The following is a 25,198-nucleotide window of genomic DNA, read 5'->3' on the forward strand; positions in this document are numbered from 1 at the left end:
CATATATGAGTATGTTTTTATGCTTCCTCACCAATTTTTTAAATTACTGTCCGATGAAACGCGAGTGCGTTGCTTAATGTTGATAGTTCGCAATGAGTGCTTATCGGTTGGTGAGTTGACTCAGGCATTGCAAGAAAGTCAGCCAAAGGTTTCACGCCATCTTGCGCAGCTGCGTTCAAACGGTGTTTTGATTGATGTTCGCCAGGGGCAGTGGGTGTTTTACCGCCTGTCACAAGATTTACCAGGTTGGATGCTAAAGTTAATTGACGACCTTATTGCATCGAACTGTTTGAAAACTGAATACCAGCAAGATATTGAGCGCTTAGAGTCGATGAACTCACGCCCAGTATGTTGCGTTTAAATACATTAAAACTTAATGCCGAAATAGTTGTAGTTGCAGCTAGGCGACAAGTGAACTTATCCCTATGAGCATAGTGGCTCTATGTAATTAGGGCGGCCGGCGCTCCGGTAAGTGAACGTAGTCAACAACGCTGCGGCTTCAAATATGAAGGCAATTAACTGAGAGAACAGAAAATGACAGTCAAAGTAGGTATTAATGGTTTTGGTCGTATCGGCCGTCTAGCACTTCGCGCGGCATTCGATTGGGATGAGCTAGAATTTGTTCAAATTAACGATGTTGCTGGCGACACAACAACACTGGCCCACCTTCTAGAATTTGATTCAGTTCAAGGTCGCTTTCACCACGAAGTAACTGCAGAAGGCGATGAGATGATCATTAATGGCCAGCGCATCAAGACCACACAAGAGCGCGACATCGATGCGATCGACTGGTCTGGTTGTGATGTGGTTATCGAAGCGACAGGTGTTCACCGTAAGACCTCTTTCCTAAACAAATACCTAGAGCAGGGCGTGAAACGTGTTGTGGTATCGGCGCCAGTGAAAGAAGAAGGCATCGCAAACATCGTTGTTGGTGTGAATGACAATATCTTCGACCCTGCGGTACACAAAATCGTAACGGCAGCGTCTTGTACAACGAACTGTATCGCGCCAGTGGTTAAGGTGATCAACGAGAAGCTTGGTATCGAGAACGCAGCCTTCACCACTATTCACGATTTAACTAACACGCAAACTATTCTTGATGCGCCGCACAAAGACTTACGCCGCGCACGTGCATGTGGCATGAGTCTTATCCCAACAACGACGGGCAGCGCCAAAGCGATTGTTGAGATCTTCCCTGAGCTAGAAAACCGCATCAACGGCCACGCAGTTCGTGTACCGCTAGCGAACGCTTCTCTGACAGACATCATCTTCGAAGTGAAGCAAGACACCACGGCAGAAGAAGTTAACGCGATGCTGAAAGAAGCGTCTCAGAATGAACTAAAAGGTATTCTTGGCTTTGAAGAGCGTCCACTGGTTTCTATCGATTACAAAGGCGACCAACGCTCAACAATCGTGGATGCACTATCAACGATGTTGGTCGGTAAGCGCATGGTTAAGATCTACGCTTGGTACGACAATGAGATGGGTTACGCAACACGTACCGCTGAGCTTGTTCGTACCGTTGGCCTTGCTTAATAAGAATCTGGAGAAGATATAATGATACATCCAACATGGCAACTAGACCTAGAGCAAGGTGCGCTAGTGCTTACTCCGTGCCCAGGCACAAAAGAAGCAACGCTTGATGCATCACTGGCTCAGCTAAAAGAGCAAGGCGTTGAAGCTATCGTGACAGCACTTGATGACCATGAGCTTGCAAGCAAAGACGTGGCGGCACTTGGTGAAAAAACACGTGCGTTAGGTATGCAATGGTTCCAGATCGAAATTGAAGACGACTGTGCACCGGGTGCTGGTTTTGCTGCGAAGTGGCAAGCAGCTAGCCCTGAGCTACATAACATCGTCGATAACGGCGGCAAGGTTGCAATGCATTGTATGGGCGGCTCTGGTCGCACTGGTTTGTTCGCAGCTCACCTACTGTTAGAAAAAGGCTGGGATTTGAGCAAGGTAGTTCAAGAGGTGCAGGCACTGCGTCCAGGTGCCTTCACTAAACCTATCCAGGTTGAATACATTAATGGCGTAGCGAATAGCTAATAGTCATCAGTGTTAGACAGGGAGCTTTTGGTATCTGGAGTGTTGAACTTATCATGATCCAAAAGCTCTTTTTGTTTAGATTGCAGAGATAGCGTTATGTTTTCAAATCTAAGTAAGAGCGTTCGCCAATACATGTTGGTGACTTTTAACTACTGGAACTTCACCATTACTGATGGTGCACTTCGCATGTTGGTGGTTCTGTATTTTTACGACCTTGGCTACAGTTCGTTAGAAATCGCCTCACTGTTCCTTTTCTATGAATTCTTTGGTGTGGTGACTAACCTAATCGGTGGCTGGTTAGGGGCGCGTCTTGGCCTTAATAAGACCATGAACATTGGGTTAGGCATGCAAGTCGTCGCCTTGGGTATGCTCGCGGTGCCAACGGCAATGCTGACCATTCCTTGGGTCATGGCGGCGCAAGCCTTGTCTGGTATCGCTAAAGACCTCAATAAGATGAGTGCCAAGAGCTCAATTAAGACTCTGGTTCCTGATGAACAACAAGGCGCGCTTTATAAGTGGATTGCGATTCTGACCGGATCTAAGAATGCGCTTAAAGGGGCAGGCTTCTTTATTGGTGGTTTACTGCTTTCAACGATTGGCTTCCAATACGCCGTGCTCGCGATGGCAGCCGTGTTGGCATTGGTCTTCGTTGGCAGTGTGTTGAGCTTAGAAGCGGACATGGGCAAAGCGAAAACCAAGCCTAAGTTCAAACAGATCTTCTCTAAGTCTGAATCCATCAACATCCTATCCGCAGCACGTATGTTCCTGTTTGGCGCTCGTGATGTGTGGTTTGTGATTGCTTTGCCGATTTACCTAGGCAGTGTGTTTGGTTGGGATCACTCATGGGTTGGCGGTTTCTTAGCTGCTTGGACTATCGCATACGGCTTTGTGCAGGGCATTGCACCCAAGATTACTGGTAAAGCACAAGGCAAGGTGCCTGATGGACATGCAGCGCTATTATGGGCGGGGGCGTTGGCTATCGTGACTGCAGGTATTGCCTATGCGGTGCAAATTGGCTGGCAACCCGAGTTCGTTATTATCGGTGGCTTGATGGTGTTTGGTGCCATCTTTGCGGTGAATTCATCGCTGCACTCATACCTTATTGTGAGTTATGCGAAAGGTGATGGCGTTTCTCTTGATGTCGGTTTCTATTACATGGCAAACGCGATGGGCCGTTTGATTGGCACTATCTTGTCAGGATTGGTATTCCAAATGGCCGGTTTGTCTGCGTGTTTGTGGGTATCTTTTGCGTTCTTAGCGATAACGACGGTGATCTCTCTGCGTTTACCTAAAGTGCCGCAAGTCTCAGCAGCATAAGCTTCAGCCGCATGAGCCTCATTTGTAAGAGTGAAAGTCGCACGAACTAAATTCACACGAGCTAAATTCGCGATAAGCCTCTCCTTTAACACTAAGCTGACTTGGTATTTATTCCGGTCAGCTTTTTTATTGCTATAGTAGAATGATTGAATATTAATCAGGCATTTACATGAAGCAGCGAATTCTCTTTTTTGATTTAGCACGATGTGTCGCGGCCATAGCAGTTATCGCGATTCATGTTTTGGCGCCTTATCGGAATGAATTAGGCACCATTCCTTTCGGTGAGTGGCTGACCGCCATTACGGTGAACGGTTTCAGTCGTTGGGCGGTGCCGGTGTTCATTTTGATTACTGGCGCACTGATGCTCAGTGATCAGCGCCCGTTTGACGCCAAGTACTACCTCAAGCGTCGTTTGGGCAAGGTACTGATACCTTTCATTGTCTGGTCGCTTTTCTATACCTATCTGTCGGGCTGGTCGGCAATGGGCTTTGATGCCGACGTCAGTTGGGACGTGTTGCTTAATAGCTACCATCATTACACCTATTACCACCTTGGTTTCTTCTATTACTTCATCCCACTCTATTTTGTGATTCCGTTCTTGCAGATCATGGTTAGAAAGTACGGTGATAGATCGGTCTATGCCTTTACGGCGGTATGGTTGTTCACAACATTGCTGTTCTTACTGAAAATCGATGGCCCTTGGAGTCACGAATTGTGGTTGTACACCGGTTACTTACCATTGGGTTACTTGCTGTATAAGATTGTGCCACTTAACAAGATGACCGTTGGCGTGAGTGTGTTACTGGGTGGGCTAGCGTTACTAACCACGGTTTACATGGTGGTTGATGCAAGCTTGGTAGCAGAAGAGTACACGGTAGGGCGCTGGCTATCTTACAAAACGTTGAATACCGTATTAGCCGCGAGCATGGTGTTCATGGTATGCCGTTACTATGGTGAAGGCCTGTCTGAGAAGAGTAACCAAGTGGTTGGCTTTATCAGTAAGCACAGCTTAGGTATTTACCTGCTGCACCCGATTTTCTTGTGGCCGATGAAAGAGTTTGGTTGGTACCAAGGACATCCGGCATGGGTTATTCCATTATGGATTGTGATCAGCGGAGCTGGCGCATTATGGATGAGCTGGTTGGTGTCTAAGTCAGAGAAAACGCGTTGGTTATTGCCTTAGCGGTGATTGCTAAGGCTTTCTGATGGATTGCTTAGGGACGACAGTTGAAGCGGCTGACGTTTAGCGCTTCAACGCAAAGTGTAAGAACTTATCGCCTTGGTAGGTTAAGGTTCCTTTGTCGCCAGGGTTAAGGGCGTGGAAATAGTGGATGCCGACTTGGAATTCTCGCTTCGGACCAACCACACCACGTTGAACGTAAATCCAGTACTCTTGATCTTCTTGGCCCGGTTCTGCGTCAGGAAGGTCGATCGATTGTTTGTCTAACACCGTGACATTCACTTTCTTCTCTGGCGCATTTTCACCTTGCGAGTGTTTTCGATAGAAACCAATAAATACCCAAGCCGCTAGAGCAGCGAGAGCAAAGATGGCAAAAAAGAGTGAATTAGGCATATAACCTCCATGTAGTCGTGATGGTTATTCTAGTCTTTCAGGCAATAGGGATATGTGTTTAAAGCCGTTATTCGTGAACTGTTGTAAGCCAAGCTGATTATTTTTCGGCAGACATCACATTTAATGGTCAGTTTGGGATAAAGCATTGTTATTTATTGTCTCTTTCTCTCGTAAATAACAGTGATTTTGTATAAGAATAGGGAAATGCTCGACTAGAATTATAGTGTGGAGTGGGAGGGCTAAGATGACCGATATTGAAAAAGTGGTGACAAGAACTCGCAATATAGAGAAATTATTGAGGCTTCAATATCATGCCGAAGGCGAAGGATTGCATGAGCTTGTAACAAGCTGTGAAGAAAGGCTACCGCACGATATGGTGAGCAAGCTGCGCTATATCGCAACGTGTCGTAATAAGGTAGTCAATGAACATGAGGCTAAGTTGGAAGACCAACATAAGTTCATCATGATGTGTAACGACTGTGAGAAGGAGCTGACTCCACGTAGTGGTCGTTTTATCTGGCGAGTTGCGATCTTACTGATGATGGCAATGACTTTAGCTGCCGCAGGTTTCTATTATGCGAACTGGGATGTGCTAACACTGCATCTGTTTTCGAAGTGAAAAAATTGAACAAAAAAGGGACGCTCATGGCGTCCCTTTTTTTATCTGTAACTTGCTTAGTACATCATCGGTAGTGTCATTAGACCTACAACTACCGCGATCATTACAAGTCCTTGTCTTTGCGAAGATGAAATCATAACACTACTCCTAAATTTGGTTGTCTCTCGCTATGTTTTAAAGAATAGCACTACTTATGACCTTAGATCAAGAATTACTTTCGAAAGCTTTAAAAGTAGTAGAAAACTATGAGTTTTTGGCTTGTTTGGCAGTGTTTAACTGTGTTTTATGGTGTGTTCTTAATTTGTTCGTTGTGATTTATGTTTGTTCTAATTTGATTTAACTTGTTGTTTTGTAATGGTTGTTTTGTGTAATTTATATTGTTAAAGGTTGTTAAACTGTATTAATAGAGGTTGGTGGTGGCTAGGTTGGTTTTGGTTGGTTTTTTAAGTTTTCGGCTTGGTTTTTGTGGCGATTTTTACCGGAGGCTTGAAATAACCTGACAAAACTGGGCGTTAAAAAAGAAAACTGGCTACTTTACAAGTCTAGGCTTGGTTGGCGTTTTTATTTTCCTATTAATCTTGAGTTTGTTTATTTAAGTTATTGTTATTATTTACTTTAAATGTGGTTATTTTAATTTTTTAAGTGTGGTATTTTACGGAATTAGGCCGGTTTTGGTGGGGTCGATAGGTTAGAATTGGCCAAAATTCAAGTATGGCGACTCTAATGCCAGTTTGAATGGGTTTTATGATGATTCGTTCTAGTTTTAAACGAATGGCCATTGTCATGGTGGTAATTGTTACGACTTCAATCTAAAGAGACTCTTTTTAGTGGAAGCGTAATCAAGATCCAATTTTGAGGGGCTGAGGCTTTACATCAACACTCGTGTGCCTAGACTGGCGACGATTTAAAGCAATAGGGCAAGTGGTATGTGGAGTTGGTTAGCGGTTTCCTTATCTGGTATCGGAGCAATAGCAGGAACGAAACATGGACATATCGGTCAGGCCTTATCGTATAAGGTATTTACCTTTGTATTATTAGCGACAATTGCTTTAACTCAGTCGGTTGTGGCTGACTTTACCTATTGGATAGTTGCGGGGTTGGCTATCTCTGCGATCGCAGATGTGCTTCATACTCTCACTCAAAAACGCCCTCTGCATTTTGTCTGCTTCTTATTGGCTCAACTCTGTTACAGCAAAGCTTTTTGGTTACAGCTATCAGGTGAAATGGTTTGGTGGTTGTTCGCGCTGTTATTGGCAGCTTGCGTTGTTGCTTTCTTTTTACTGCTGCCACGCTTAGACAAACTCGTTTTTCCCGTGGTCATCATGGGCATTGTGCTTATTCAGTTAGCATGGGCTTCTGGTGAGGTTTGGCTGCTGGATCCTCAGTTATCACACGCGGTCGGTTTTGCTGGCTGTAGCGTGCTGCTCCTTTCGGCCTTAGCTTATGCGCTAAACAGTTACCGCTGCCCAATTAAGGGCGCTTACTTTTGGGTAACGGGCAGTTACTTTCTCGCACACGCATTCATCGTCGCATCGATTACTATTTAGGGTAGAGCTCTCTCAAGCCTGAGCTACATCAAAACGGCGTTGCTAAAACTCGGTACTCTACGTGTAATTCATTAAACATGAGATTGAGTTATGACGACTGAAATTCACGCACACAACGTTTTAAACCTGCTTAGTGAAAAGCCACTGACTCGCGAAGAGCTAACATTAGCGCTTGCTCAAACCTATGGCGAAGAAGCCCGCTTCCATACTTGTAAGCTCAATGGTCTGGATTTAGATAGCCTGTTGAAGTTTTTCTTGAAGATGGAAAAGGTTGTCGTTGTCGATGATAAGCTTTGCACTAACCGCGAACGTGTGTGTAATCACTAATTCTTAGTGGCTTGTTTTATTCGTGAATAAAGAGTGGGTGCATGTTTCGGCTCCACTCTTTTCATTACCTTTCAATCTGCTTTCGCTAATTTGCCTTCTTATAACATCCCCTTTTAAAAGCATCAGTTAACCCGCTTATCACTGCGTTCGAAAATCAATGTTGAGGCTGCTATACTCCGCGCACTTACGCTTTTCGAGACAAACTTATGGAAATCTTATCTGCAGCAACCATGCTGTTTCTTATCATGGACCCGCTTGGCAACTTGCCAATCGTGCTCTCTATCCTTAAGCATATTGACCCGAAGCGTCGCCGTATTGTTCTGATTCGTGAGCTGATGTTCGCACTGGTTATCTTGCTGCTGTTCTTATTTGCGGGTCAAAGCATCATGAACTTCCTGCACGTGCAGCCTGAAACCTTGAGTATATCTGGCGGTATTATTCTGTTTATTATCGCGATTAAGATGATTTTCCCAAGTGCGGGTAGTATTACTGGCCTCGCGGCGGGTGAAGAACCGTTTATTGTGCCGATGGCGATCCCAATGATTGCTGGCCCTTCAGTGATTGCGGCATTGATTCTGTTGTCGACACAGCACCCTGACAATATGTTAGAGCTTTCAGCGGCTGTGATGCTGGCTTGGGGCGCTACCTTCTTCATTCTGATGTTTAATGGCTTCTTCCTGCGAGTGCTGGGAGAGAGAGGGCTTAAAGCCATCGAACGCTTGATGGGCTTGTTGTTGGTTATGCTGTCGACGCAAATGTTCCTCGATGGTGTGAAAGGCTACATGGGCTAACATCAATATCATTGCTGAATAAAAAAACGCCGCTCAAATGAGCGGCGTTTTTGTCTCTACTGTTTCTGTCATGATGTTTTCTGTAGCTAAGCGTTTTATATCTGGGCTTAAGCTCGATTACATCATGTGTTTGCGTCGGATATCGAGTAAGGCGAAGACACCGAAAATCAATATTGACCACTTCTCCCAACGTGACATCTCGATCTTGTCGCCGAAAGCACCGATGAAAATCAGCATCTGCAGGCCGTGCATGAAGAACAAGAATGCTGTCATGATATAAAGCGCAATCGCAGCATTACCCGGGAACGGGTAGAAAATATTTACGATTAAGATAAACCAAACAAAGGCGATGGCTGCTTTTGCTAGTGGAAGCAAGAACTTCATTCAATAACTCCTATTCTTCAGTGATTCGATTGAACAGTCGGTAGCTTGACTGTCCGGTGGTCTTGTCGCGATGCAATTCCCAGTTCTCTGGCATAGCTTCGAGTTTCAGTTCTTTCTCTGTCTCGACGTAAATGATGGCATTGTCTGCAAGCCAACCGTTACTCTCAAGCAGTTGTACTGTTTCTGCCAGTAAGCCTTGACGAAATGGTGGATCAAGGAAAACCATATCGTAAGGCGTGCCCGGTTTCTTAAGGAAAGAGATAGCATCAGTATTCACGACATTAATGTTGTCTGCCTTGAGCTCTTTCGCGTTATCAGAAAGCTGTTTAGCCGCCTTTTGATTCATTTCGAGCAGTGTCACCATTTTGGCTTGGCGAGAAGCTGCTTCAAAACCTAGACCGCCAGAACCGGCAAATACATCCAAGCAAGTTGAATGTGGGATATCTTGAGCCACCCAGTTAAAGAGTGTTTCTTTTACTCGGTCAATGGTTGGGCGTAATCCTTCTAAATCATGAACAGGCAGCTTTCTACCTCTCCATGAGCCACTAATAATTCGAACAAAGCCTCCGGATGGCTTTTTTTGTGATGTGTTTTGCTGGCGACGTCTTACCATAGATTTTTTGACCGCTAATAAAGTGATACTATACCGAGCCCAATTTAAGTGGGTTCGTGTATTAAATAAATTTGCAATGACAAAGTGTATCAAGCTAAAAGCAAACTTATCACTGCTTTGTCATTTTTCTTTACTATTCGTTTGTACAAGCTTGTATTGTATAACAATAGCAAAGAGTCGACGTGTATTAAGTCAATACAGCTAATTAGTAGATCTAGGAAACTCCTCTGATGACGGAAAAAAAGAAGCGCGGATTATTATCGTGGCTTGGTTTTGGTGAAGAAGAACAAAGCCCAAAAACTCAGAATGAAGCGAACGTAGAAAGCGTTGAAGATCAAACTGAAGTTGAATCACAAGTTGAGGCTGAACAGGTCGCGCCTGAAGCTGAACAAGTTAAGCCAACTGAATCTGAGCAAGCGCTTGAAGAAGCTCAACAAGAGCAGCAACCTGTCGCAGCAGAAGCAGAAGCAGAAGCAGAAGCAGAAGCAGAAGCAGAACAGGAAGAAGTGGCAGTTCCTCAAGCTAAGGTTGAAGAAGTACAAGAGAAGCCGACAGAAAGCTTCTTTGCTCGTCTTAAGCGCAGCCTAAGCCGCACTAAAGCAAACATCGGTGCTGGTTTCTTTGGTCTGTTCAAAGGCAAGCAAATCGATGAAGACCTGTTTGAAGAGCTAGAAGAGCAACTTCTGATTGCTGACGTGGGTATGAATACCACGGTTAAGATCATTGAAAACCTGACAGAAAAAGCATCTCGCAATGACCTAAAAGACGGTGAAGCGCTTTATGGTCTGCTCAAAGAAGAGATGGCAGACATCTTAAGCCAAGTGGAACAGCCACTGGTTGTTGATACCACTAAAACACCTTACGTTATCTTAATGGTGGGTGTGAACGGTGTAGGTAAGACAACTACGATCGGTAAGCTGGCGAAACAATTCCAAAATGAAGGCAAGAAAGTGATGCTAGCAGCGGGTGATACCTTCCGTGCTGCAGCCGTTGAACAGCTTCAGGTTTGGGGTCAGCGTAACGATGTGCCAGTTATCGCTCAACACACTGGTGCGGACAGTGCGTCTGTTATCTACGATGCGATTGAAGCAGCGAAGGCTCGTGGTGTTGATGTTGTGATTGCTGATACAGCCGGTCGTTTGCAGAACAAGAGCAACCTGATGGAAGAGCTACGCAAGATCGTTCGTGTAATGAAGAAGATTGATGACTCTGCGCCACACGAAATCATGCTAACGCTCGATGCAGGTACAGGTCAGAACGCTATCAGCCAAGCGAAGTTGTTCAGTGAAGTGGCTCCAGTTACGGGTATTACACTGACTAAGCTAGATGGTACGGCGAAAGGTGGTGTAATTTTCTCAATTGCTGACCAGTTCCAGATTCCAATCCGCTACATTGGTGTGGGTGAAGGTATTGATGACCTGCGTCCATTTGAATCTAAAGACTTCATTGAAGCACTATTTAGCCGCGAAGAGTAACGCGAGTAGCAAAGTGGTTTATCCTTAATCTGCTACCGTTTTTAAATTTGATATTAGTGATCGTAAGAGGAATTTTCGGTGATCAAATTTCAGCAAGTGAGTAAAGCCTACCGAGGTGGAAGACAAGCGCTCCAAAAAGTGGACTTTCACCTGAAACGTGGAGAGATGGCTTTTTTGGGTGGGCACTCTGGGGCTGGTAAAAGTACCTTGCTGAAGTTGATCTGCGCGATAGAGCGTCCAACTGATGGACGTGTCTGGTTCAACGATCACGATATCACTCGTATCCCAGCCAAAGACATTCCTTTCTTACGCCGTAATATTGGGATTGTTTTTCAAGACCATCGCCTGCTGATGGACCGTTCGATTTTCGATAACGTCGCTCTGCCTATGCGTATTGAATCTATTTCTGAAAACGAAATAAAACGCCGAGTCAGTGCTGCGTTGGATAAAACCGGTTTATTAGATAAAGCCCGTTGTTTGCCAAGCCAACTTTCTGGTGGTGAACAGCAACGCGTGGGTATTGCGCGCGCCGTGGTTAACCGTCCAACTCTGCTTTTAGCCGATGAGCCTACCGGTAACCTAGACCCTGAATTATCTAACCGTGTATTACGCTTGTTTGAAGAGTTCAACCGTGCGGGTGTGACGATCATCCTAGCGACGCACGATATCGGGTTAGTGAACACTCGCCCTCAGTACCGCCATCTTGAATTAAACCAAGGATTTTTGAGTGAGGTTGAAGACTATGGCCGCGAATAAGCGCATCAAGAAACCTCAATCTAATCGAGCAGCAAACCGCGCTTCAAGCGACGGCTTCTTTGTTGTTCACTGGAAACAAGCCAAGTCATCGTTCTCACAAATGTGGCAGCGCCCGTTAGGCAACTTGCTGACCCTTGCGGTGATCTCTATGGCGTTGGCGATGCCAGCTTGTTTGTACCTATTGGGTAAAAATGTTGGGGAAGTGGCGCAAGATGTCACTAGCCCGTCACAAATAAGTGCTTATGTAGAGGATGGTATTCCTGAGCCACGAGTAATGGTGCTTAAGGATGAAATCGAAAGTTGGGATCAAGTTGAGCTGGTCGAGTACATTTCTCCGCAGCAAGGGCTTGCTGACCTCAGCCAGTATTCTGGTTTTGAAGACGCCCTAACCATTCTCGACGATTATTCACTGCCAGGTGTGCTGGTGATTACGCCAAGCGTGCACAGCGATACCTTAATTAAAGAGCTGGCAGGCACAGTTAAACAACAAGAATTAGTGACCGATGTTCGCCTAGACGAAGATTGGTTAGCGCGATTAGATGCGATCAAAGCATTAGCGGCTGTCATCGTGATTACCTTAACGGTATTGATGCTGGGCGCGGTATTTCTGATTATCGGCAATACACTACGATTTAATGTGTTGGCGCATAAAGAAGAGATTCAAACCATGAAGCTGATTGGTGCGACCGACAGCTACATTCTTCGACCATACCTTTATGCTGGGATGTGGTTTGGCGTTTTAGGTTCGATTAGCGCTTGGGTAATGACGGCATTGATTACCGTATTGCTGAACAGCGCGGTGGATGATTTGGCTCAGCTATACGACAGCCACTTCCGTTTAATTGGCCTGAGTTGGGATGAATCTTTACTGCTTTTGATCGTCGGAACTCTGCTTGGTAGTGTGGCTGCAAAGCTTTCTGCACAGCGTCACCTAAAAGAAATTGAACCAGTTTAGGTGAATAGAGTCATATTTAGACGAAAAATAGGCACTTCTTAACCAGTTTTTGCCTTGTATAGACGAATTGATTATGCATAATTACTTCCCCCTCCTTGAAACCTGTTCATTTTAGGTTCAAGATTGTAGGGTTTTAATAGATGTATTACTCCAGATCAGAGATTGATGAGGAACCGAATGGCAAACCAAGCGTATCAAATGGCTTTAGTCACACAAGATAGTTTAGATAGCTATATCCGCTCAGCGAACAGCTACCCTATGCTGACTCCTGAAGAGGAACGTGGACTTGCAGAGCGATTACATTACAAAGGTGAGATCGACGCTGCGAAAGGCTTGATCCTTTCCCACCTAAGATTCGTGGTGCACGTTGCAAGAGGCTACTCTGGCTACGGGCTACCAATGGCTGATCTCGTCCAAGAAGGTAACATCGGCTTGATGAAGGCTGTTAAGCGCTTCAATCCAGAAGTTGGTGTTCGTCTCGTCTCGTTTGCTGTTCACTGGATCAAAGCTGAAATCCATGAATACGTTCTACGTAACTGGCGTATCGTTAAAATTGCGACCACTAAGGCACAGCGTAAACTGTTCTTTAACCTTCGTAAGTCTAAAAAGCGTTTGGGTTGGTTCAATAACGGTGAAGTTGAGACGGTTGCTCGTGAACTGGGTGTTGAGCCTTCAGAAGTTCGTGAGATGGAATCTCGCTTAGCAGCACAAGATGCGACGTTTGAAGCGCCTATGGACGATGACGATGGCGGTTCTGCTTACACTGCTCCAGTTTACTACCTAGAAGACAAGGCGTCAGACGTTGCTGAGACGGTTGAAGCGGCTAACTGGGAGTCACACACCAATAATCGCCTAGGGCTAGCACTAGCAAGCTTAGACGAGCGTAGCCAACACATTGTTCGCTCACGTTGGTTAGACGACAACAAGGCAACCCTGCAAGACTTAGCGGATACCTACAGTATATCAGCTGAGCGTGTTCGCCAGTTAGAAAAGAATGCGATGAAGAAATTGAAACAAGCCGTTGGTGATTTCTAATAGCATCTAGTTTCTATTAGCTTCTACTTTCTAGTAGAGCTAACAAATAGCTGAATTTTGAAAAGGCCGAGATCGAGAGATCTCGGCCTTTTTGTTTTGGATCGATTTCTCAACTTTTGCGATCGAAATTTGCAAAATGATTTTGTGGATAACTCTGTGAGAAGTTTATTCGTCAGCTATCTAAAAGCAGTGTGTAGTAAGGCTTTGACGGGGTTTTTCGAGTGGGGATATGTTTCAGTTAACCCACAGTTAGATCAGGATCATTACTACATGTTGTGGATCTATTTTTGAAAAGACACTTTATTCACGCAATTCACAGATTTATCCACAAATGGTGTAAAAGTGATCGCTGGTGGATAACCCTATTAAGTGGATGTGAATGTTAGCCTTGGGATAGGTTACAATGGCAGCAAAGTAAATCAGTATAAAAAGAGAAAGTCATGGACCAGTTTAAACATATCGATGTTAAAGGCGCTCAAGCCCTCATCGAACAAGGCGAAGCTCGACTTGTCGATATACGTGACCCGCAGTCTTTTGCGGTTGCCCACCCAAAAACAGCCTACCACCTGACTAACGATACGATGGTGTCATTCATGGATGAGGTTGAGTTCGAACAACCTATCTTAGTGATGTGCTACCACGGCATCAGTAGCCAAGGTGCGGCACAATATTTAGTGAACCAAGGCTTTGAAGAGGTATATAGTGTTGATGGTGGTTTCGAAGCTTGGCATCGTGCTGAACTTCCAGTGATCGCAGGTTAATGACTTTCATCACCTGAACCGCCTCAAGCATCCCTCATAGAATGAATAGGAAGTAACAATGATTAGATTGATGGTGTTAGACAATCCACGTCTTGCTCAAGCATTTATTGATTATATGGCCTCTCGTCAGATCCCTATTCAGATGTCTCCAGAGGGAGAAGGGCGTTTTGCTCTTTGGCTTCTTGATGGCCAATTTCAGGTTGAAACCGAAGCTGAGCTGAATCGTTTTCTGGCTGAGCCCAATCATAAGCGCTATCAAGCTGCATCTTGGGACATGGCAGAGACCAGAAAGAGCAACTTCCATTACCACACGCCAAGCTTCATGGGCATGATCAAAGCCAAAGCAGGCCCAGTGACACTAAGCCTGATGTTGGTGTGTGTGGTGATTTTTGCGCTGCAACAGATCGGTTTTGGCCAAGCTATTTTCAATGCCCTACATTTCCCAGCGGTGGATGGACAGCAATGGCAGCTGTGGCGTTGGTTGAGTCATGCCGTTCTACATTTCTCTGTTATGCACATCGCATTTAATATTTTGTGGTGGTGGCAGCTAGGTGGAGACATTGAGAAGAAACTTGGCAGCCTCAAGCTACTTCAGATCTTTGCTGTCTCTTCTGCGCTTTCAGGTGCTGGGCAGTATTGGGTTGAAGGGGCGAACTTCGGTGGTTTGTCTGGTGTTGTGTATGCCTTGGTTGGTTACTTATGGGTGGTTGGTGCGAAGGCGCCACAACTTGGTTTAGGTATCCCAAGACAGATTGTCGGCTTTATGTTGGTGTGGTTGGTGCTTGGGTACATGCAGCCATTTATGGCTATCGCCAATACGGCGCATTTAGCTGGCCTAGCCGCCGGTGTGATTATTGGCTTTATCGATGTGATGAAAGCACCAAGCTCGGCAAGAAGTTAACTGATGTTTTCTACTGAGTAGCCAAACGATAGAGACAAAAAAAAGCGGCCAGATGGGCCGCTTTTTTATTGGGATTCGTTTTACATCATTACTGATAAAGGTATTTGGTAAACAGTAAGTCAGCAATCAGGGTTTTGCCCGTCTCAGGCAGTAGAATCTTGTTGAGGTGTTCAACCAAAGTCTTTCTCAAATCTTCACGGCCAGACAGAGACTTAATCGTTTCTTCGTTTTGTTTACCAAGCAATTCAATCACCGCATCACGAATCAGTGGTTGGTGATGCTCAATAGCGGCCAAGTCGTTACTATTTGCCACCATGATGTCGAGGCGAACCTGAATGTAGCCCAGTTTTTTACCTTTAGTGTAAAAATTGGTGGTCAGGTCTGGCTCTAGCGTGAAGTAGGCGAGTTTAGCTGCTGACTCCTCTTCAGCGAAACTTGATGCTGAAAAGAGTAGGGTAATCGCAAGAAATATTTGGGCTACATAACGTTTGTGCATATTTGTGACTTTTCTTTAGTTTATTCGCGATATTCGAAACGCATTAGTCTTGTTACAATGAGCGGTCTAAATCTAAATACGTTTACAATTCGAAGAACGCTTTAATTTTGTTCGAAAGTTGAAGCTTTATTGTACGTGTAAAGTCACCTATTGAATACTAGTATGAATCAGCCAATATCGCTGTATCTTAATTCGTTAATGAATGTAGATTGGCAAAGTACAGAAACATTTGATTTTCCTAATGAAACCACCAAAGAGTGGCTTATGGAGCAAGGTTCTCTTTCCCGTAAGTTGGGCAAGAGCTGTCAGCACCTGTCTGTTGAGTTGCTTCATAATCAAGTTGTAGAGCGCTCAATGCTGCAACAGGACGAGGAACATCTTTTATCATCGTTTGATTGCTTACTGCGTAAAGTGATTTTAAAGGGTGATGATGAACCGTGGGTGTTAGGTCGAACCTTGATTCCCCGAGTCACGCTAGAAGATCATCAGCATTCTGACCTTTCTCAACAAGGTAATGTCCCGCTTGGATTGACCGTTTTCAGTGCTGAGAACGTGGAGCGAGATGCGCTGCAAGTCGGTTGGGTTATCGCGGGCGATGAGCGATTACTCGTACGTCGTTCTCGATTATGGATGAACCATAAACCGATGCTTGTGGCTGAACTGTTTTTACCAACATCACCCATTTACTCTAAGGAGAGTGTGTAAATGCTTGCCACCAAAGCGAAGGCGTATTGGCAATTAACGCGAATGAATCGCCCGATTGGTACCCTGTTACTCCTTTGGCCGACCTTGTGGTCACTGATTATCGCCTCACAAGGTATGCCTGATTTTGATGTCTTGGTTGTTTTCGTACTCGGCGTGGTGTTGATGCGTTCGGCTGGCTGTGTGATCAATGACTTTGCTGACCGTAAAGTAGATGGTCATGTTAAACGTACCAAGCAGCGTCCATTACCTTCAGGTTTGGTTTCCAGTAAGGAAGCGATTCTGCTCTTTTTAGTGCTAGCCGTGGTTTCCTTCTTGCTGGTACTGACCATGAATCCACTGACCATTAAGCTCTCATTTATTGGTGTTGGTCTGGCGTTCATTTACCCTTTCATGAAGCGTTTTACGCATCTTCCACAGTTGTTTCTCGGCTTAGCGTTTAGTTGGGCGATACCAATGGCTTGGGCGGCACAAACCAATGAACTGCCAAGCATTGTGTGGTTTATATTCGTGATTAATGCGTTGTGGACGATTGCTTACGACACGCAATATGCGATGGTTGACCGAGATGATGACTTGAAGATTGGTATTAAATCGACGGCGATTCTATTTGGTCGCTTCGATAAACTGATTGTGGGCTCTTTGCAACTCGTCACCCTAGCGATGCTGATTGCGTTAGGCATGCATTACCAACTAGGTGATACCTTCTATTGGGCATTGTTGGTAGCGGGAAGCTTGTTTGTGTATCAACAACACCTGATGCGCCACCGTGATCGAGACCTTTGTTTCCAAGCCTTTCTAAACAACAACTATGTTGGAATGGCAGTGACAGCGGGCTTGTTCATTACCTTCTGGTAAGCATCCGCTTTTCGAGTTAACGAACGCTAAAGAAAAAGGCACCCATTGGGTGCCTTTTTTGATCGTGTTCGGTCTCGCTATTCAAGAGATTCTAAGCTGATGATTACTCCGCTTGGTGGATACTCTCTTGAATCGTCAAACGTACTTCAGGGTAAAGCATTGAGTAGAGAAGCTTAGCGAATTGCTGAGTCTTGTCTAAATCACAGTTACCATCGTTATCCAGATATTGCTGTTGTTTCAGAGTTGCGAACATCGACGCAAACACGCCTTTATCGAAGAACTCTGGTGCATTGATGCCTTGCAGACGACCAAGTCGCTGTGCAATGTCTTGGCTCTTCTGTTCAAGATCGGATTTATCCAGATCAGGGTTCTCTGCTAACAGGTTCAAAGCAATAGAGTAGCGTTGTAGCGTTTCTGAAATCGTACGACCTAACAGCATCAGTGCTTGGCTGTTTGATTGGTTGATGGTGACTTCATTATCAGAAACCACAAGCATACCTTGGTTAACCAGCTCTTCAATGATGTTAGAAACCACGCCTTCAAGCTTGTCTTCGTCGTAGCTTAGGAACAGCTCTTTCTTCAAGAACGGGTAGATAGCAGCAACGTTCTCTTGGATCGCGTCAATTGATAAACCGCGTTGACGAATAGTCATCTGTGCAATTAACGATGGCAGAGCAAACAAGTGAATGATGTTGTTTCGGTAGTAGGTCATCAGAATTGACTGGTGACGGTCTAGCGAAATGATGTCGCCCATTGAGTCTGATTCAATCAAGAACTTGTTCAGTGATTCAGCATGTTTTACTAAATCTTCAGCGCTGTCTTTTGGCACAGTGAACGTTGCCGAATATGGAACATTCTTAAGCAGAGACAGGTAGCAATTAATCTGAGAAACCAAAGAGTCACGAGACAATGCGCGCTGTCTTGAAGCCAATAGTGCCGTTGCACAAAGGGTCAGGGCATTGGTTGCTGCCGCATCGTTAATGTGCGTCATCATTTTGGTCGCTAAGTCATTAACCACTGGGTTCATCCATTGTGGCTTGCTGGTGCCCATTGGGTCGATGCATTTGGTCCACTCTGGTGAGTGCTCATTCAGGTATTGGTTCAGTTGAATCGGCTCACCGAAGTTCACGTAGCCTTTACCAAAGTTACGCAGCTTACGAATGGTACGAATCACTAAGCTCGCGTTTTCTTTTTCTTTACGCTTGCCACGAAGTTCTTTCGCGTAAGTCGCTACTTCCATCACGTGCTCGTAGCCGATGTATACAGGAACCAAAGTCACCGGACGGTTCATGCCGCGCAGCATTGCTTGGATTGTCATCGCTAGCATGCCCGTTTTCGCTTGCAGTAGACGACCTGTACGAGAACGACCACCTTCACTGAAGTACTCTACTGAGTAACCTTTAGCGAACAATTCCGCTAGGTATTCACGGAAAATCGTCGAGTACAGTTTGTTGCCTTTGAAGCTACGACGAATAAAGAACGCACCACCATGACGGAAAATAGGACCGGCAGGGAAGAAGTTCAGGTTGATACCTGCAGCGATGTGCGGAGGCACCATGCCTTCGTGGTAAAGCACATAAGAAAGCAGCAAGTAGTCCATGTGGCTACGGTGACAAGGCACGTAAACAATCTCGTGACCATCTTGAGCCAACTTACGAACCGTTGAAGCGTTGCTGATATGCAGGCCTTGGTACAGCTTATTCCACAGCCAACCGAGAATCTTCTCACCACGCTTGATCAGCGAATAAGAGAAGTTCGCAGCAATCTCGTCCATGATGTCTTGAGCTTCTTTGCTCGCTTTCTCGATCGAGATGTTCTTTGCTTGTGCTTCGTCTTCAATCGCTTTCTTGATCGCTTCTGATTTTAATAGGCGATCAAACAGAGCTTGGCGGCTTGGCAGGTTAGGACCTGATGCAGCAAGCTTTTGGCGAGAGAAGTGAATACGTGCCACGCGCGCCAATTTGTGCGCGATGGTGCTGTCGGTACCGTGTGAGTTAGCCATGTAGCGTAGAGAAACCACTGGGCTGAAACGAACCAGACAGTCACGACCGGCTAGCAATACAGCTTTTGATTTCTCTAAGCCGTTCATTGCCTGTAGGTAAGGCTTCTGGTTATTCTCTTTACCAGGCTTACGTCCCCACAGCACTGTAGCAGGGATAACTTGAACATCGAGTTCAGAGTCGTCAGCGTGCAGTGAAAGCAATTCAGAGAACACTTCAATTGAAGAGCTTGGTACATAATCATCGTCTTGCAGCAGAGTTTTGCGAGAAGAGATGAAAACGTAGCGTTGCAGTGATTTGCCGTTGATTTCAAGCTTGCTCAACGGATCAGGTAGGCCTAATTCAAGTGCATGTTTTTGCAATGTAAGAATGTCTACACTTGAGCGAAACGGTAAGGCGTATACAATCGGTTTGCTCAAATCAATGTTCAAATCCTCAACAGGGTTTGAAGGAATTGATGTGCCCTTTACCAATAGGGATAAAGGTAGCTTCATTAATGAACGTGAAAAAGATTGTCCAGAAGACATATAGGTTCACTGCCTCAATAGTTATTTCAATGTGCTGAAGCGTATCTCTATTTCTATGATAAAAAGGATAAATCCTATGAGTGAAATAGGGATAAGCCTAGGCGTAAATTTAATCGATGCAAGAATACCAGAAACTGGTCTAACCTTTTAATGGAAATAGTCATATTGCCGTTAAGTTTGTGGAAAATCATTCATCGACTGATTGAGTATAGGGTTAAAAATGACCAAAAAATCAAACACCGGATTCAAACGCATCATCAAAGCAGCAGGCTTTTCATGGCAAGGCATTACGAGTTCGTTTAAAAACGAGGCTGCATTTCGACAAGAAGTGTTCATGGCGGCCGTGCTTATTCCGTTGGCATTTTACCTGGATGTAAGCCAGGTTGAACGAATCTTAATGATCTCATCTGTGGTATTGGTGATGGTTGTCGAGCTAATCAATACCGCGATTGAAGCGGTTGTCGACCGAATCGGCAGTGAGCATCATGAGTTATCTGGAATGGCGAAAGATGTCGGCTCGGCAGCGGTTTTCATCTGTTTGGCACTCGCAGGTTATGTGTGGCTAGAGATCTTGTTTTTGTAATTTGCTAAAAATGAACTAAAAACAACCAATTGCTTTGCTTTTGTTCAGTTACTGGATATACTCACAGTCAACTGTATAAAAAGACAGGTGAATCATGAAGCCGTTAACGCCCCGCCAGCAACAAGTCTTTGACCTTATCAAAGGTAAGATCGAAGATTCCGGTATGCCACCGACACGTGCAGAAATCGCGCGTGAACTAGGCTTCCGTTCTGCCAATGCTGCAGAAGAACATTTGAAAGCTCTTGCTCGTAAAGAAGCGATTGAGATTATCCCGGGTGCGTCTCGCGGTATTCGTATTTTGCTTGAAGATGCAGCAAACGAAGAGCAAGGTTTACCATTAATCGGTCAGGTTGCCGCTGGTGAGCCTATCTTGGCTCAAGAGCATGTAGAAATGCATTACCAAGTTGATCCAGGCATGTTTAAACCACAAGCAGACTTCTTACTTCGTGTAAATGGCGAAAGTATGAAAGACATCGGTATTATGGATGGTGATTTATTAGCTGTTCATAAAACACAAGATGTCCGCGATGGTCAGGTTGTAGTGGCTCGTGTCGATGATGATGTAACGGTAAAACGCCTAGAACGTAAAGGTTCAACGGTTCTGTTACATGCTGAAAATGAAGAGTTTTCTCCAATTCATGTCGATCTAGAATCTCAACACTTGTCTATTGAAGGGCTTGCGGTTGGTATTATTCGCAACACCGACTGGATGTAGTCAGTACAAACAGCTTATTGATATTTATTCTCAATAACTTGTTATTGTAATTGATATTCATTATCATCTTCTTTGTCGAGATACAAGGAAGATGATGATGTCAAACCCAACCAAACCTCAAATGAAGCCGCTTACTCGTAAGCCGCGCTCCTCTGTGCAAAAGGCTTCTTCTGAACAAGGGTCTGCACATCAAGAATTACAAGTTCCGACCAACCTCGTTCAACACCTTTGGTTTCGTAGTCGTGAAAGCCTAGCCGATGACGGTCTCGTTTATGACCCTATCGCAGCTCAAGCTTGCAAGCGCTGCCAACTCGCACCTGAATGTCTTACTGGCGAGCTAGACCAGCAACAACTTCTCTACGCAACACTGACTCAACTTTGTGACTCTCAAGTTCAGCAATTTCTATCTCACAACCCAGATGCTTGGATCATCAATGTTGGGGCAGGGCTCGACACCCGTTTCTACCGTTTGGATAATGGACGCTGCCATTGGGTTGAGTTAGATGTAACCGAGAATCTGCTTTGGCGACAACGCTTGTTCCACAAAAATGAACGCTATCGCTTAGAGTGTGGCTCTGTTGATGACCTAACTTGGTTGGATGAACTTAATATTCCAGAACAAGCCTCGGTGATGGTGGTGTGTGAACATGCTTTGCTGGATTGTAATGAACAACAGACCGCGAACTTCATTCAGTCTTTGAGCCGCTACTTTACTCATGCACATGCGTGTTTAGTCTTAGCTGGAGATAAAAGCTCAAGTACGTTGGGACAAAAGCTTGGTTCAGGAAAGTATGCTCATGGGTTGTCTTCACCAATAGACAGCGTTCTTAATTGGCTGCCATGGGCACAATGGGTAAAAGCGTTTTCTCCCCTAGACCAACAATGCAATCGTTGGAAATTGTGGCAGCGGCTTCTTTGTAAGATCTCTCAGGTCAAAAAGCGTTTAGCGCCGCAGTTAGTGCTCGTTAAGTGGTAACCCTAGTGGTTCTGTATTTCGAGTAACTGAGTACATAGCCGGTATAAGTAAAATTCCACAACATAGTGAAAGCCCACCCACTAGGTTAAACTATCGCCTCTAATCTAAGAGGTGATCGTGAAGCTATTTAATCCCCAAACTATTTTTCAAACGCTATCCAATCAGGCGATGCACAAAAAAGTGCTGCTGCTCGCGATCCCGATGGTTCTCTCTAATATTACTGTTCCACTGCTGGGCTTAGTCGATGCGGCGGTTATCGGTCACCTCGAGCACTCTTGGTATTTAGGTGGTGTGGCGCTGGGCGGCACAATGATCAGCGTGACCTTTTGGTTGCTTGGTTTCCTGCGCATGTCGACAACAGGGCTAGCCGCACAATCTTATGGTGCGAATGATGGCAAGCAACTTGGTTTAGTCTTTGTGCAAGGCGTGACCATGGCCTTAGGGTTTGCTGGTGTCTTTTTGCTTTTACACAGTCTAGTCGCCGATTTAGTTTTCTTATTGAGTAGCGCCAGTGATCAAGTTAAGCACTATGGTCAGCAATATTTCTCAATCCGCGCTTGGAGTGCGCCTGCTGCGCTAACTAACTTTGTGATTCTAGGTTGGTTACTCGGGACTCAAAATGCCAAAGCGCCCATGTGGATGGTCATCATCACCAATATCACCAATATCGTTTTGGATATTGTTTTTGTTATCGGCTTAGGATGGCAAGTGGAAGGTGCAGCATTGGCATCTGTAATGGCTGATTATGCCGGTCTAACATTTGGCTTGATTTGTGTTTACCGAATCTGGGCGAAGAAGCAGTTACCATCGCCATGGGATCTGCTTAAGAAAACCAGCCAAGGTTTGAGTCGTTTCGTGAAATTGAATCGCGATATCTTTCTTCGTTCATTGTATCTACAAGCGACTTTCACTTTCATGACTTTCCAAGGTGCAAGCTTTGGCGATGATGTTGTTGCGGCCAATGCAGTGTTGATGAGTTTCTTGATGATCATCTCTTATGGGATGGATGGCTTTGCCTACGCAATGGAAGCGATGGTCGGTAAGGCGATAGGCGCGAAAGACAAAGATGAACTGAACCAGTCATTGATTGGTACTTTCTTCTGGAGCTTTAATATTTGTTTGGTACTGACCATAGCGTTCGCACTCGCTGGCTCGAGTTTGATTAATATGATCACTACCATTCCTGACGTGAAGAACCAAGCCGAGGTGTATTTACCGTGGTTAGTCGCAATGCCATTGGTGTCTATGTGGTGCTTCTTGTTGGATGGTATTTTTGTTGGAGCAACCAAGGGCAAGGATATGCGCAATAGTATGTTTGTTGCGACCTGTAGTTTCTTCGCGATTTTCTATTTAGCATCAGGTTTAGAGAACCATGCACTGTGGTTAGCGATGCTGAGCTTTATGGCAATGCGCGGAATTGGTCTTGGTGTGTTGTTTGTTTCTCAGTGGAAGAAAGGGGAGTTTCTCGCTTAGCTCTGAGGGCTCTGTTTGTGGAGAGTAAATGAGGCTGTACAGGTAAAGGGGTATTTAGAACATCATGATCTAAATACTATCAATGCCTTAATATTCAGTGTTTTAAATAAAAACAGCAAGCGCGTGGCTTGCTGTTTATGTATTTGGCCTATGGGTGGTCAAATACTCCTATTGGTTCTTTATCTAGAATAAACGGTTAAGCCCGTTGAGTGCTGCAACACGATAAGCTTCCGCCATCGTTGGATAGTTAAAGGTTGTATTCACAAAGTACTCGATGGTATTTGCTTCACCTTTCTGTTCCATGATCGCTTGTCCGATATGGATGATTTCAGCGGCACGCTCACCAAACACGTGGATACCTAAAATCTCTTTGGTTTCGCGATGGAACAGAATCTTCAAGCTACCAATGTCTTTACCCGCAATTTGAGCACGAGCTAGGTGTTTGAATGAAGAACGTCCTACTTCATACGGTACTTTAGCTTCGGTAAGTTCTTGCTCGGTTTTACCAACAGAACTGATCTCCGGGATGGTGTAGATGCCGGTTGGAATGTCTTCGATAAGGTGGCGTTCAGCTTCACCTTTCACAATTGCTTGAGCCACAAATCGACCTTGGTCATAAGCCGCGCTTGCTAGGCTAGGGTAGCCAATCACATCACCGACAGCGTAAACATGGTCAACATTGGTTTGGTAATTGGTATTTACTGAGACTTGCCCACGCGAGTCCGCTTCTAAGCCAACAGCACCAAGGTTCAGTTTATCGGTATTACCCGTTCGGCCATTGGCATACAGTAGGCAATCAGCGCGCATCTTTTTACCTGACTCTAGGTGAATGATCACGCCATCATCAGTGCCTTCAATTTTCTCAAAGGTTTCATCGTTGCGAATCACGACACCGCTGTTCCAGAAGTGATAAGAAAGTGCATCTGAGGTTTCATTGTCTAGGAATGACAACAGACGGTCACGAGTATTGATAAGATCGGTTTTTACACCCAAACCGCGGAAAATCGACGCGTATTCACAACCAATAACGCCAGCACCATAGATGATGATGTGTTGCGGGTCGTGTTTAAGAGAAAGAATCGAGTCACTGTCGTAGATACGTTCATGCAGGAAGTCGACGTTATCTGGTTGGTAAGGGCGAGAGCCTGTCGCGATAACAAATTTGTCTGCACTGTAATGTTCTTCAGTGCCATCGCTTTGCATTACCGAGACAGTGTTGGTATCGATAAAACGTGCAGTACCAAAGACCAACGTGCACTGGTTGCGGTCGTAGAAGCCTTGGCGTAATCGAGTCTGCTTGTCGATAACCGATTTGGCATGCCCCAAAATGTTAGAAAACGTTGAGTGTATGCTTTTGTTGTTCTGACAAAACAGCGGATTACTGTTGAATTCGATAATACGACTTACGGCATGACGCAGTGCCTTTGAAGGAATGGTTCCCCAGTGAGTACAACCACCACCAACGCTGCTCTCTTTCTCAATGATTGCAACGTTCAACCCGGCTTTGGTTAATCCCATCGCTGCCCCTTCTCCTCCGGGGCCACTACCAATTACGATTACATCAAAGTGGTTGGAGTGCGGCATAGATATCTTCCTTGTTATATTTGAGTAACATTGCTTTAGCGAGATTTTAACTGATTCTGTTCTTGGGTACATGAAAAGGGCATCAGAGAGTCGGTGGGATCACGCAGTGTTATCGAAAAAATAATATTTGGTATGTCGTATGTCTCCAAATGACAGTGTGGATATTGAAATTTTTTCTTCG

At 45.1% G+C, this 25,198-nt stretch carries 27 protein-coding genes; 21 read left to right on the top strand and 6 right to left on the bottom strand.

Features of this window, described 5'->3' with window-relative positions; genetic code table 11:
• Positions 1-19 precede the first annotated feature (19 nt).
• The 5 genes from F0229_RS18295 to F0229_RS18315 all read left to right on the top strand — a co-directional run bounded on the left by F0229_RS18295 (position 20) and on the right by F0229_RS18315 (position 4,549).
• Entirely contained in the window at positions 20-361 is a 342-nt protein-coding gene (locus F0229_RS18295; protein ID WP_017063763.1) for a metalloregulator ArsR/SmtB family transcription factor, read from the top strand.
• Between the two features lie 173 nt (positions 362-534).
• A complete protein-coding gene (locus F0229_RS18300) occupies positions 535-1,536 on the top strand; it encodes an ArsJ-associated glyceraldehyde-3-phosphate dehydrogenase (protein ID WP_017061027.1) in 1,002 nt (333 codons plus the stop codon).
• A gap of 21 nt (positions 1,537-1,557) precedes the next feature.
• A complete protein-coding gene (locus F0229_RS18305; RefSeq protein ID WP_017061028.1) occupies positions 1,558-2,049 on the top strand; it encodes a cyclin-dependent kinase inhibitor 3 family protein in 492 nt (163 codons plus the stop codon).
• A 96-nt stretch (positions 2,050-2,145) separates the two neighbouring features.
• Positions 2,146-3,366 (top strand): organoarsenical effux MFS transporter ArsJ, encoded by a 1,221-nt coding sequence (gene arsJ / locus F0229_RS18310; RefSeq protein ID WP_171733416.1) that lies wholly within the window; start codon positions 2,146-2,148, stop codon positions 3,364-3,366.
• Between the two features lie 169 nt (positions 3,367-3,535).
• Positions 3,536-4,549 (top strand): acyltransferase, encoded by a 1,014-nt coding sequence (locus tag F0229_RS18315; RefSeq protein ID WP_102488288.1) that lies wholly within the window; start codon positions 3,536-3,538, stop codon positions 4,547-4,549.
• 60 nt (positions 4,550-4,609) lie between these two features.
• Here F0229_RS18315 and F0229_RS18320 read toward each other — a convergent pair whose 3' ends face one another.
• Positions 4,610-4,939, bottom strand: coding sequence for a DUF2500 domain-containing protein (locus F0229_RS18320; RefSeq protein WP_017061032.1), 330 nt, complete (start codon positions 4,937-4,939; stop codon positions 4,610-4,612).
• A 244-nt stretch (positions 4,940-5,183) separates the two neighbouring features.
• On the opposite strand from F0229_RS18320, the gene F0229_RS18325 reads away from it, so the two are divergent.
• The 4 genes from F0229_RS18325 to F0229_RS18340 all read left to right on the top strand — a co-directional run bounded on the left by F0229_RS18325 (position 5,184) and on the right by F0229_RS18340 (position 8,223).
• On the top strand, positions 5,184-5,558 hold the full coding sequence (locus F0229_RS18325; RefSeq protein ID WP_004736595.1) for a hypothetical protein: 375 nt from the start codon (positions 5,184-5,186) through the stop codon (positions 5,556-5,558).
• Positions 5,559-6,484: 926 nt separating this feature from the next.
• Positions 6,485-7,105, top strand: coding sequence for a lysoplasmalogenase (locus tag F0229_RS18330; RefSeq protein ID WP_171733417.1), 621 nt, complete (start codon positions 6,485-6,487; stop codon positions 7,103-7,105).
• Positions 7,106-7,195: 90 nt separating this feature from the next.
• A complete protein-coding gene (locus F0229_RS18335; RefSeq protein WP_017066763.1) occupies positions 7,196-7,432 on the top strand; it encodes a YecH family metal-binding protein in 237 nt (78 codons plus the stop codon).
• Positions 7,433-7,638: 206 nt separating this feature from the next.
• Positions 7,639-8,223: a YhgN family NAAT transporter gene (locus tag F0229_RS18340; protein ID WP_017061035.1), complete on the top strand. Its 585-nt coding sequence runs from the start codon at positions 7,639-7,641 to the stop codon at positions 8,221-8,223.
• Positions 8,224-8,340: 117 nt separating this feature from the next.
• Here F0229_RS18340 and F0229_RS18345 read toward each other — a convergent pair whose 3' ends face one another.
• Complete coding sequence (locus tag F0229_RS18345) at positions 8,341-8,607, bottom strand: DUF1145 domain-containing protein (RefSeq protein WP_016784000.1); 267 nt, start codon at positions 8,605-8,607, stop codon at positions 8,341-8,343.
• 10 nt (positions 8,608-8,617) lie between these two features.
• On the bottom strand, positions 8,618-9,220 hold the full coding sequence (rsmD, locus tag F0229_RS18350; RefSeq protein ID WP_017066764.1) for a 16S rRNA (guanine(966)-N(2))-methyltransferase RsmD: 603 nt from the start codon (positions 9,218-9,220) through the stop codon (positions 8,618-8,620).
• A gap of 230 nt (positions 9,221-9,450) precedes the next feature.
• On the opposite strand from rsmD, the gene ftsY reads away from it, so the two are divergent.
• From ftsY to glpG, 6 genes are all read left to right on the top strand, one after another.
• The gene (gene ftsY / locus F0229_RS18355) at positions 9,451-10,695 is read left to right on the top strand and encodes a signal recognition particle-docking protein FtsY (RefSeq protein ID WP_102321184.1); all 1,245 of its coding nucleotides are present in this window, start codon (positions 9,451-9,453) and stop codon (positions 10,693-10,695) included.
• Between the two features lie 78 nt (positions 10,696-10,773).
• A complete protein-coding gene (ftsE, locus tag F0229_RS18360) occupies positions 10,774-11,451 on the top strand; it encodes a cell division ATP-binding protein FtsE (protein WP_004736585.1) in 678 nt (225 codons plus the stop codon).
• Positions 11,438-12,406 carry a permease-like cell division protein FtsX gene (gene ftsX / locus F0229_RS18365; protein ID WP_017061038.1) on the top strand — a complete coding sequence of 323 codons (969 nt, stop codon included), beginning with the start codon at positions 11,438-11,440 and terminating at the stop codon, positions 12,404-12,406. The genes ftsE and ftsX overlap by 14 nt, the downstream gene beginning before the upstream one ends.
• Before the next feature lie 177 nt (positions 12,407-12,583).
• Complete coding sequence (rpoH, locus tag F0229_RS18370; protein WP_017055518.1) at positions 12,584-13,441, top strand: RNA polymerase sigma factor RpoH; 858 nt, start codon at positions 12,584-12,586, stop codon at positions 13,439-13,441.
• Between the two features lie 440 nt (positions 13,442-13,881).
• Positions 13,882-14,202 (top strand): thiosulfate sulfurtransferase GlpE, encoded by a 321-nt coding sequence (gene glpE, locus F0229_RS18375; RefSeq protein WP_017061039.1) that lies wholly within the window; start codon positions 13,882-13,884, stop codon positions 14,200-14,202.
• Between the two features lie 58 nt (positions 14,203-14,260).
• Positions 14,261-15,103 carry a rhomboid family intramembrane serine protease GlpG gene (glpG, locus tag F0229_RS18380; protein WP_171733418.1) on the top strand — a complete coding sequence of 281 codons (843 nt, stop codon included), beginning with the start codon at positions 14,261-14,263 and terminating at the stop codon, positions 15,101-15,103.
• A gap of 88 nt (positions 15,104-15,191) precedes the next feature.
• On the opposite strand, the gene F0229_RS18385 is transcribed toward glpG, so the two are convergent.
• Positions 15,192-15,599: a flagellar basal body-associated protein FliL gene (locus tag F0229_RS18385; RefSeq protein WP_171733419.1), complete on the bottom strand. Its 408-nt coding sequence runs from the start codon at positions 15,597-15,599 to the stop codon at positions 15,192-15,194.
• Positions 15,600-15,761: 162 nt separating this feature from the next.
• Between F0229_RS18385 and F0229_RS18390 the strand changes: the two genes are divergently transcribed.
• Both F0229_RS18390 and ubiA read left to right on the top strand, forming a co-directional pair.
• On the top strand, positions 15,762-16,304 hold the full coding sequence (locus F0229_RS18390; protein WP_171733420.1) for a chorismate lyase: 543 nt from the start codon (positions 15,762-15,764) through the stop codon (positions 16,302-16,304).
• The gene (gene ubiA, locus F0229_RS18395) at positions 16,305-17,159 is read left to right on the top strand and encodes a 4-hydroxybenzoate octaprenyltransferase (RefSeq protein ID WP_171733421.1); all 855 of its coding nucleotides are present in this window, start codon (positions 16,305-16,307) and stop codon (positions 17,157-17,159) included. It begins immediately after the preceding gene.
• 103 nt (positions 17,160-17,262) lie between these two features.
• Here the strand turns inward: ubiA and plsB are convergent, their stop codons facing one another.
• A complete protein-coding gene (gene plsB, locus F0229_RS18400) occupies positions 17,263-19,686 on the bottom strand; it encodes a glycerol-3-phosphate 1-O-acyltransferase PlsB (RefSeq protein WP_171733422.1) in 2,424 nt (807 codons plus the stop codon).
• A gap of 220 nt (positions 19,687-19,906) precedes the next feature.
• Between plsB and F0229_RS18405 the strand changes: the two genes are divergently transcribed.
• The 4 genes from F0229_RS18405 (at position 19,907) to dinF (ending at position 23,433) form a co-directional block, all read left to right on the top strand.
• Positions 19,907-20,269: a diacylglycerol kinase gene (locus F0229_RS18405; protein WP_048615036.1), complete on the top strand. Its 363-nt coding sequence runs from the start codon at positions 19,907-19,909 to the stop codon at positions 20,267-20,269.
• Between the two features lie 94 nt (positions 20,270-20,363).
• A complete protein-coding gene (gene lexA, locus F0229_RS18410; protein ID WP_019820514.1) occupies positions 20,364-20,984 on the top strand; it encodes a transcriptional repressor LexA in 621 nt (206 codons plus the stop codon).
• A gap of 97 nt (positions 20,985-21,081) precedes the next feature.
• A complete protein-coding gene (locus F0229_RS18415) occupies positions 21,082-21,960 on the top strand; it encodes a class I SAM-dependent methyltransferase (protein ID WP_171733423.1) in 879 nt (292 codons plus the stop codon).
• 117 nt (positions 21,961-22,077) lie between these two features.
• Positions 22,078-23,433 carry an MATE family efflux transporter DinF gene (gene dinF, locus F0229_RS18420; RefSeq protein ID WP_171733424.1) on the top strand — a complete coding sequence of 452 codons (1,356 nt, stop codon included), beginning with the start codon at positions 22,078-22,080 and terminating at the stop codon, positions 23,431-23,433.
• Positions 23,434-23,616: 183 nt separating this feature from the next.
• Here the strand turns inward: dinF and sthA are convergent, their stop codons facing one another.
• Positions 23,617-25,017 carry a Si-specific NAD(P)(+) transhydrogenase gene (gene sthA / locus F0229_RS18425; RefSeq protein ID WP_171733425.1) on the bottom strand — a complete coding sequence of 467 codons (1,401 nt, stop codon included), beginning with the start codon at positions 25,015-25,017 and terminating at the stop codon, positions 23,617-23,619.
• Between the last annotated feature and the right edge of the window lie 181 nt (positions 25,018-25,198).

This window comes from Vibrio sp. AIC-3 (assembly GCF_013114515.1).
Taxonomy (GTDB): Bacteria; Pseudomonadota; Gammaproteobacteria; order Enterobacterales; family Vibrionaceae; genus Vibrio; species Vibrio crassostreae_C.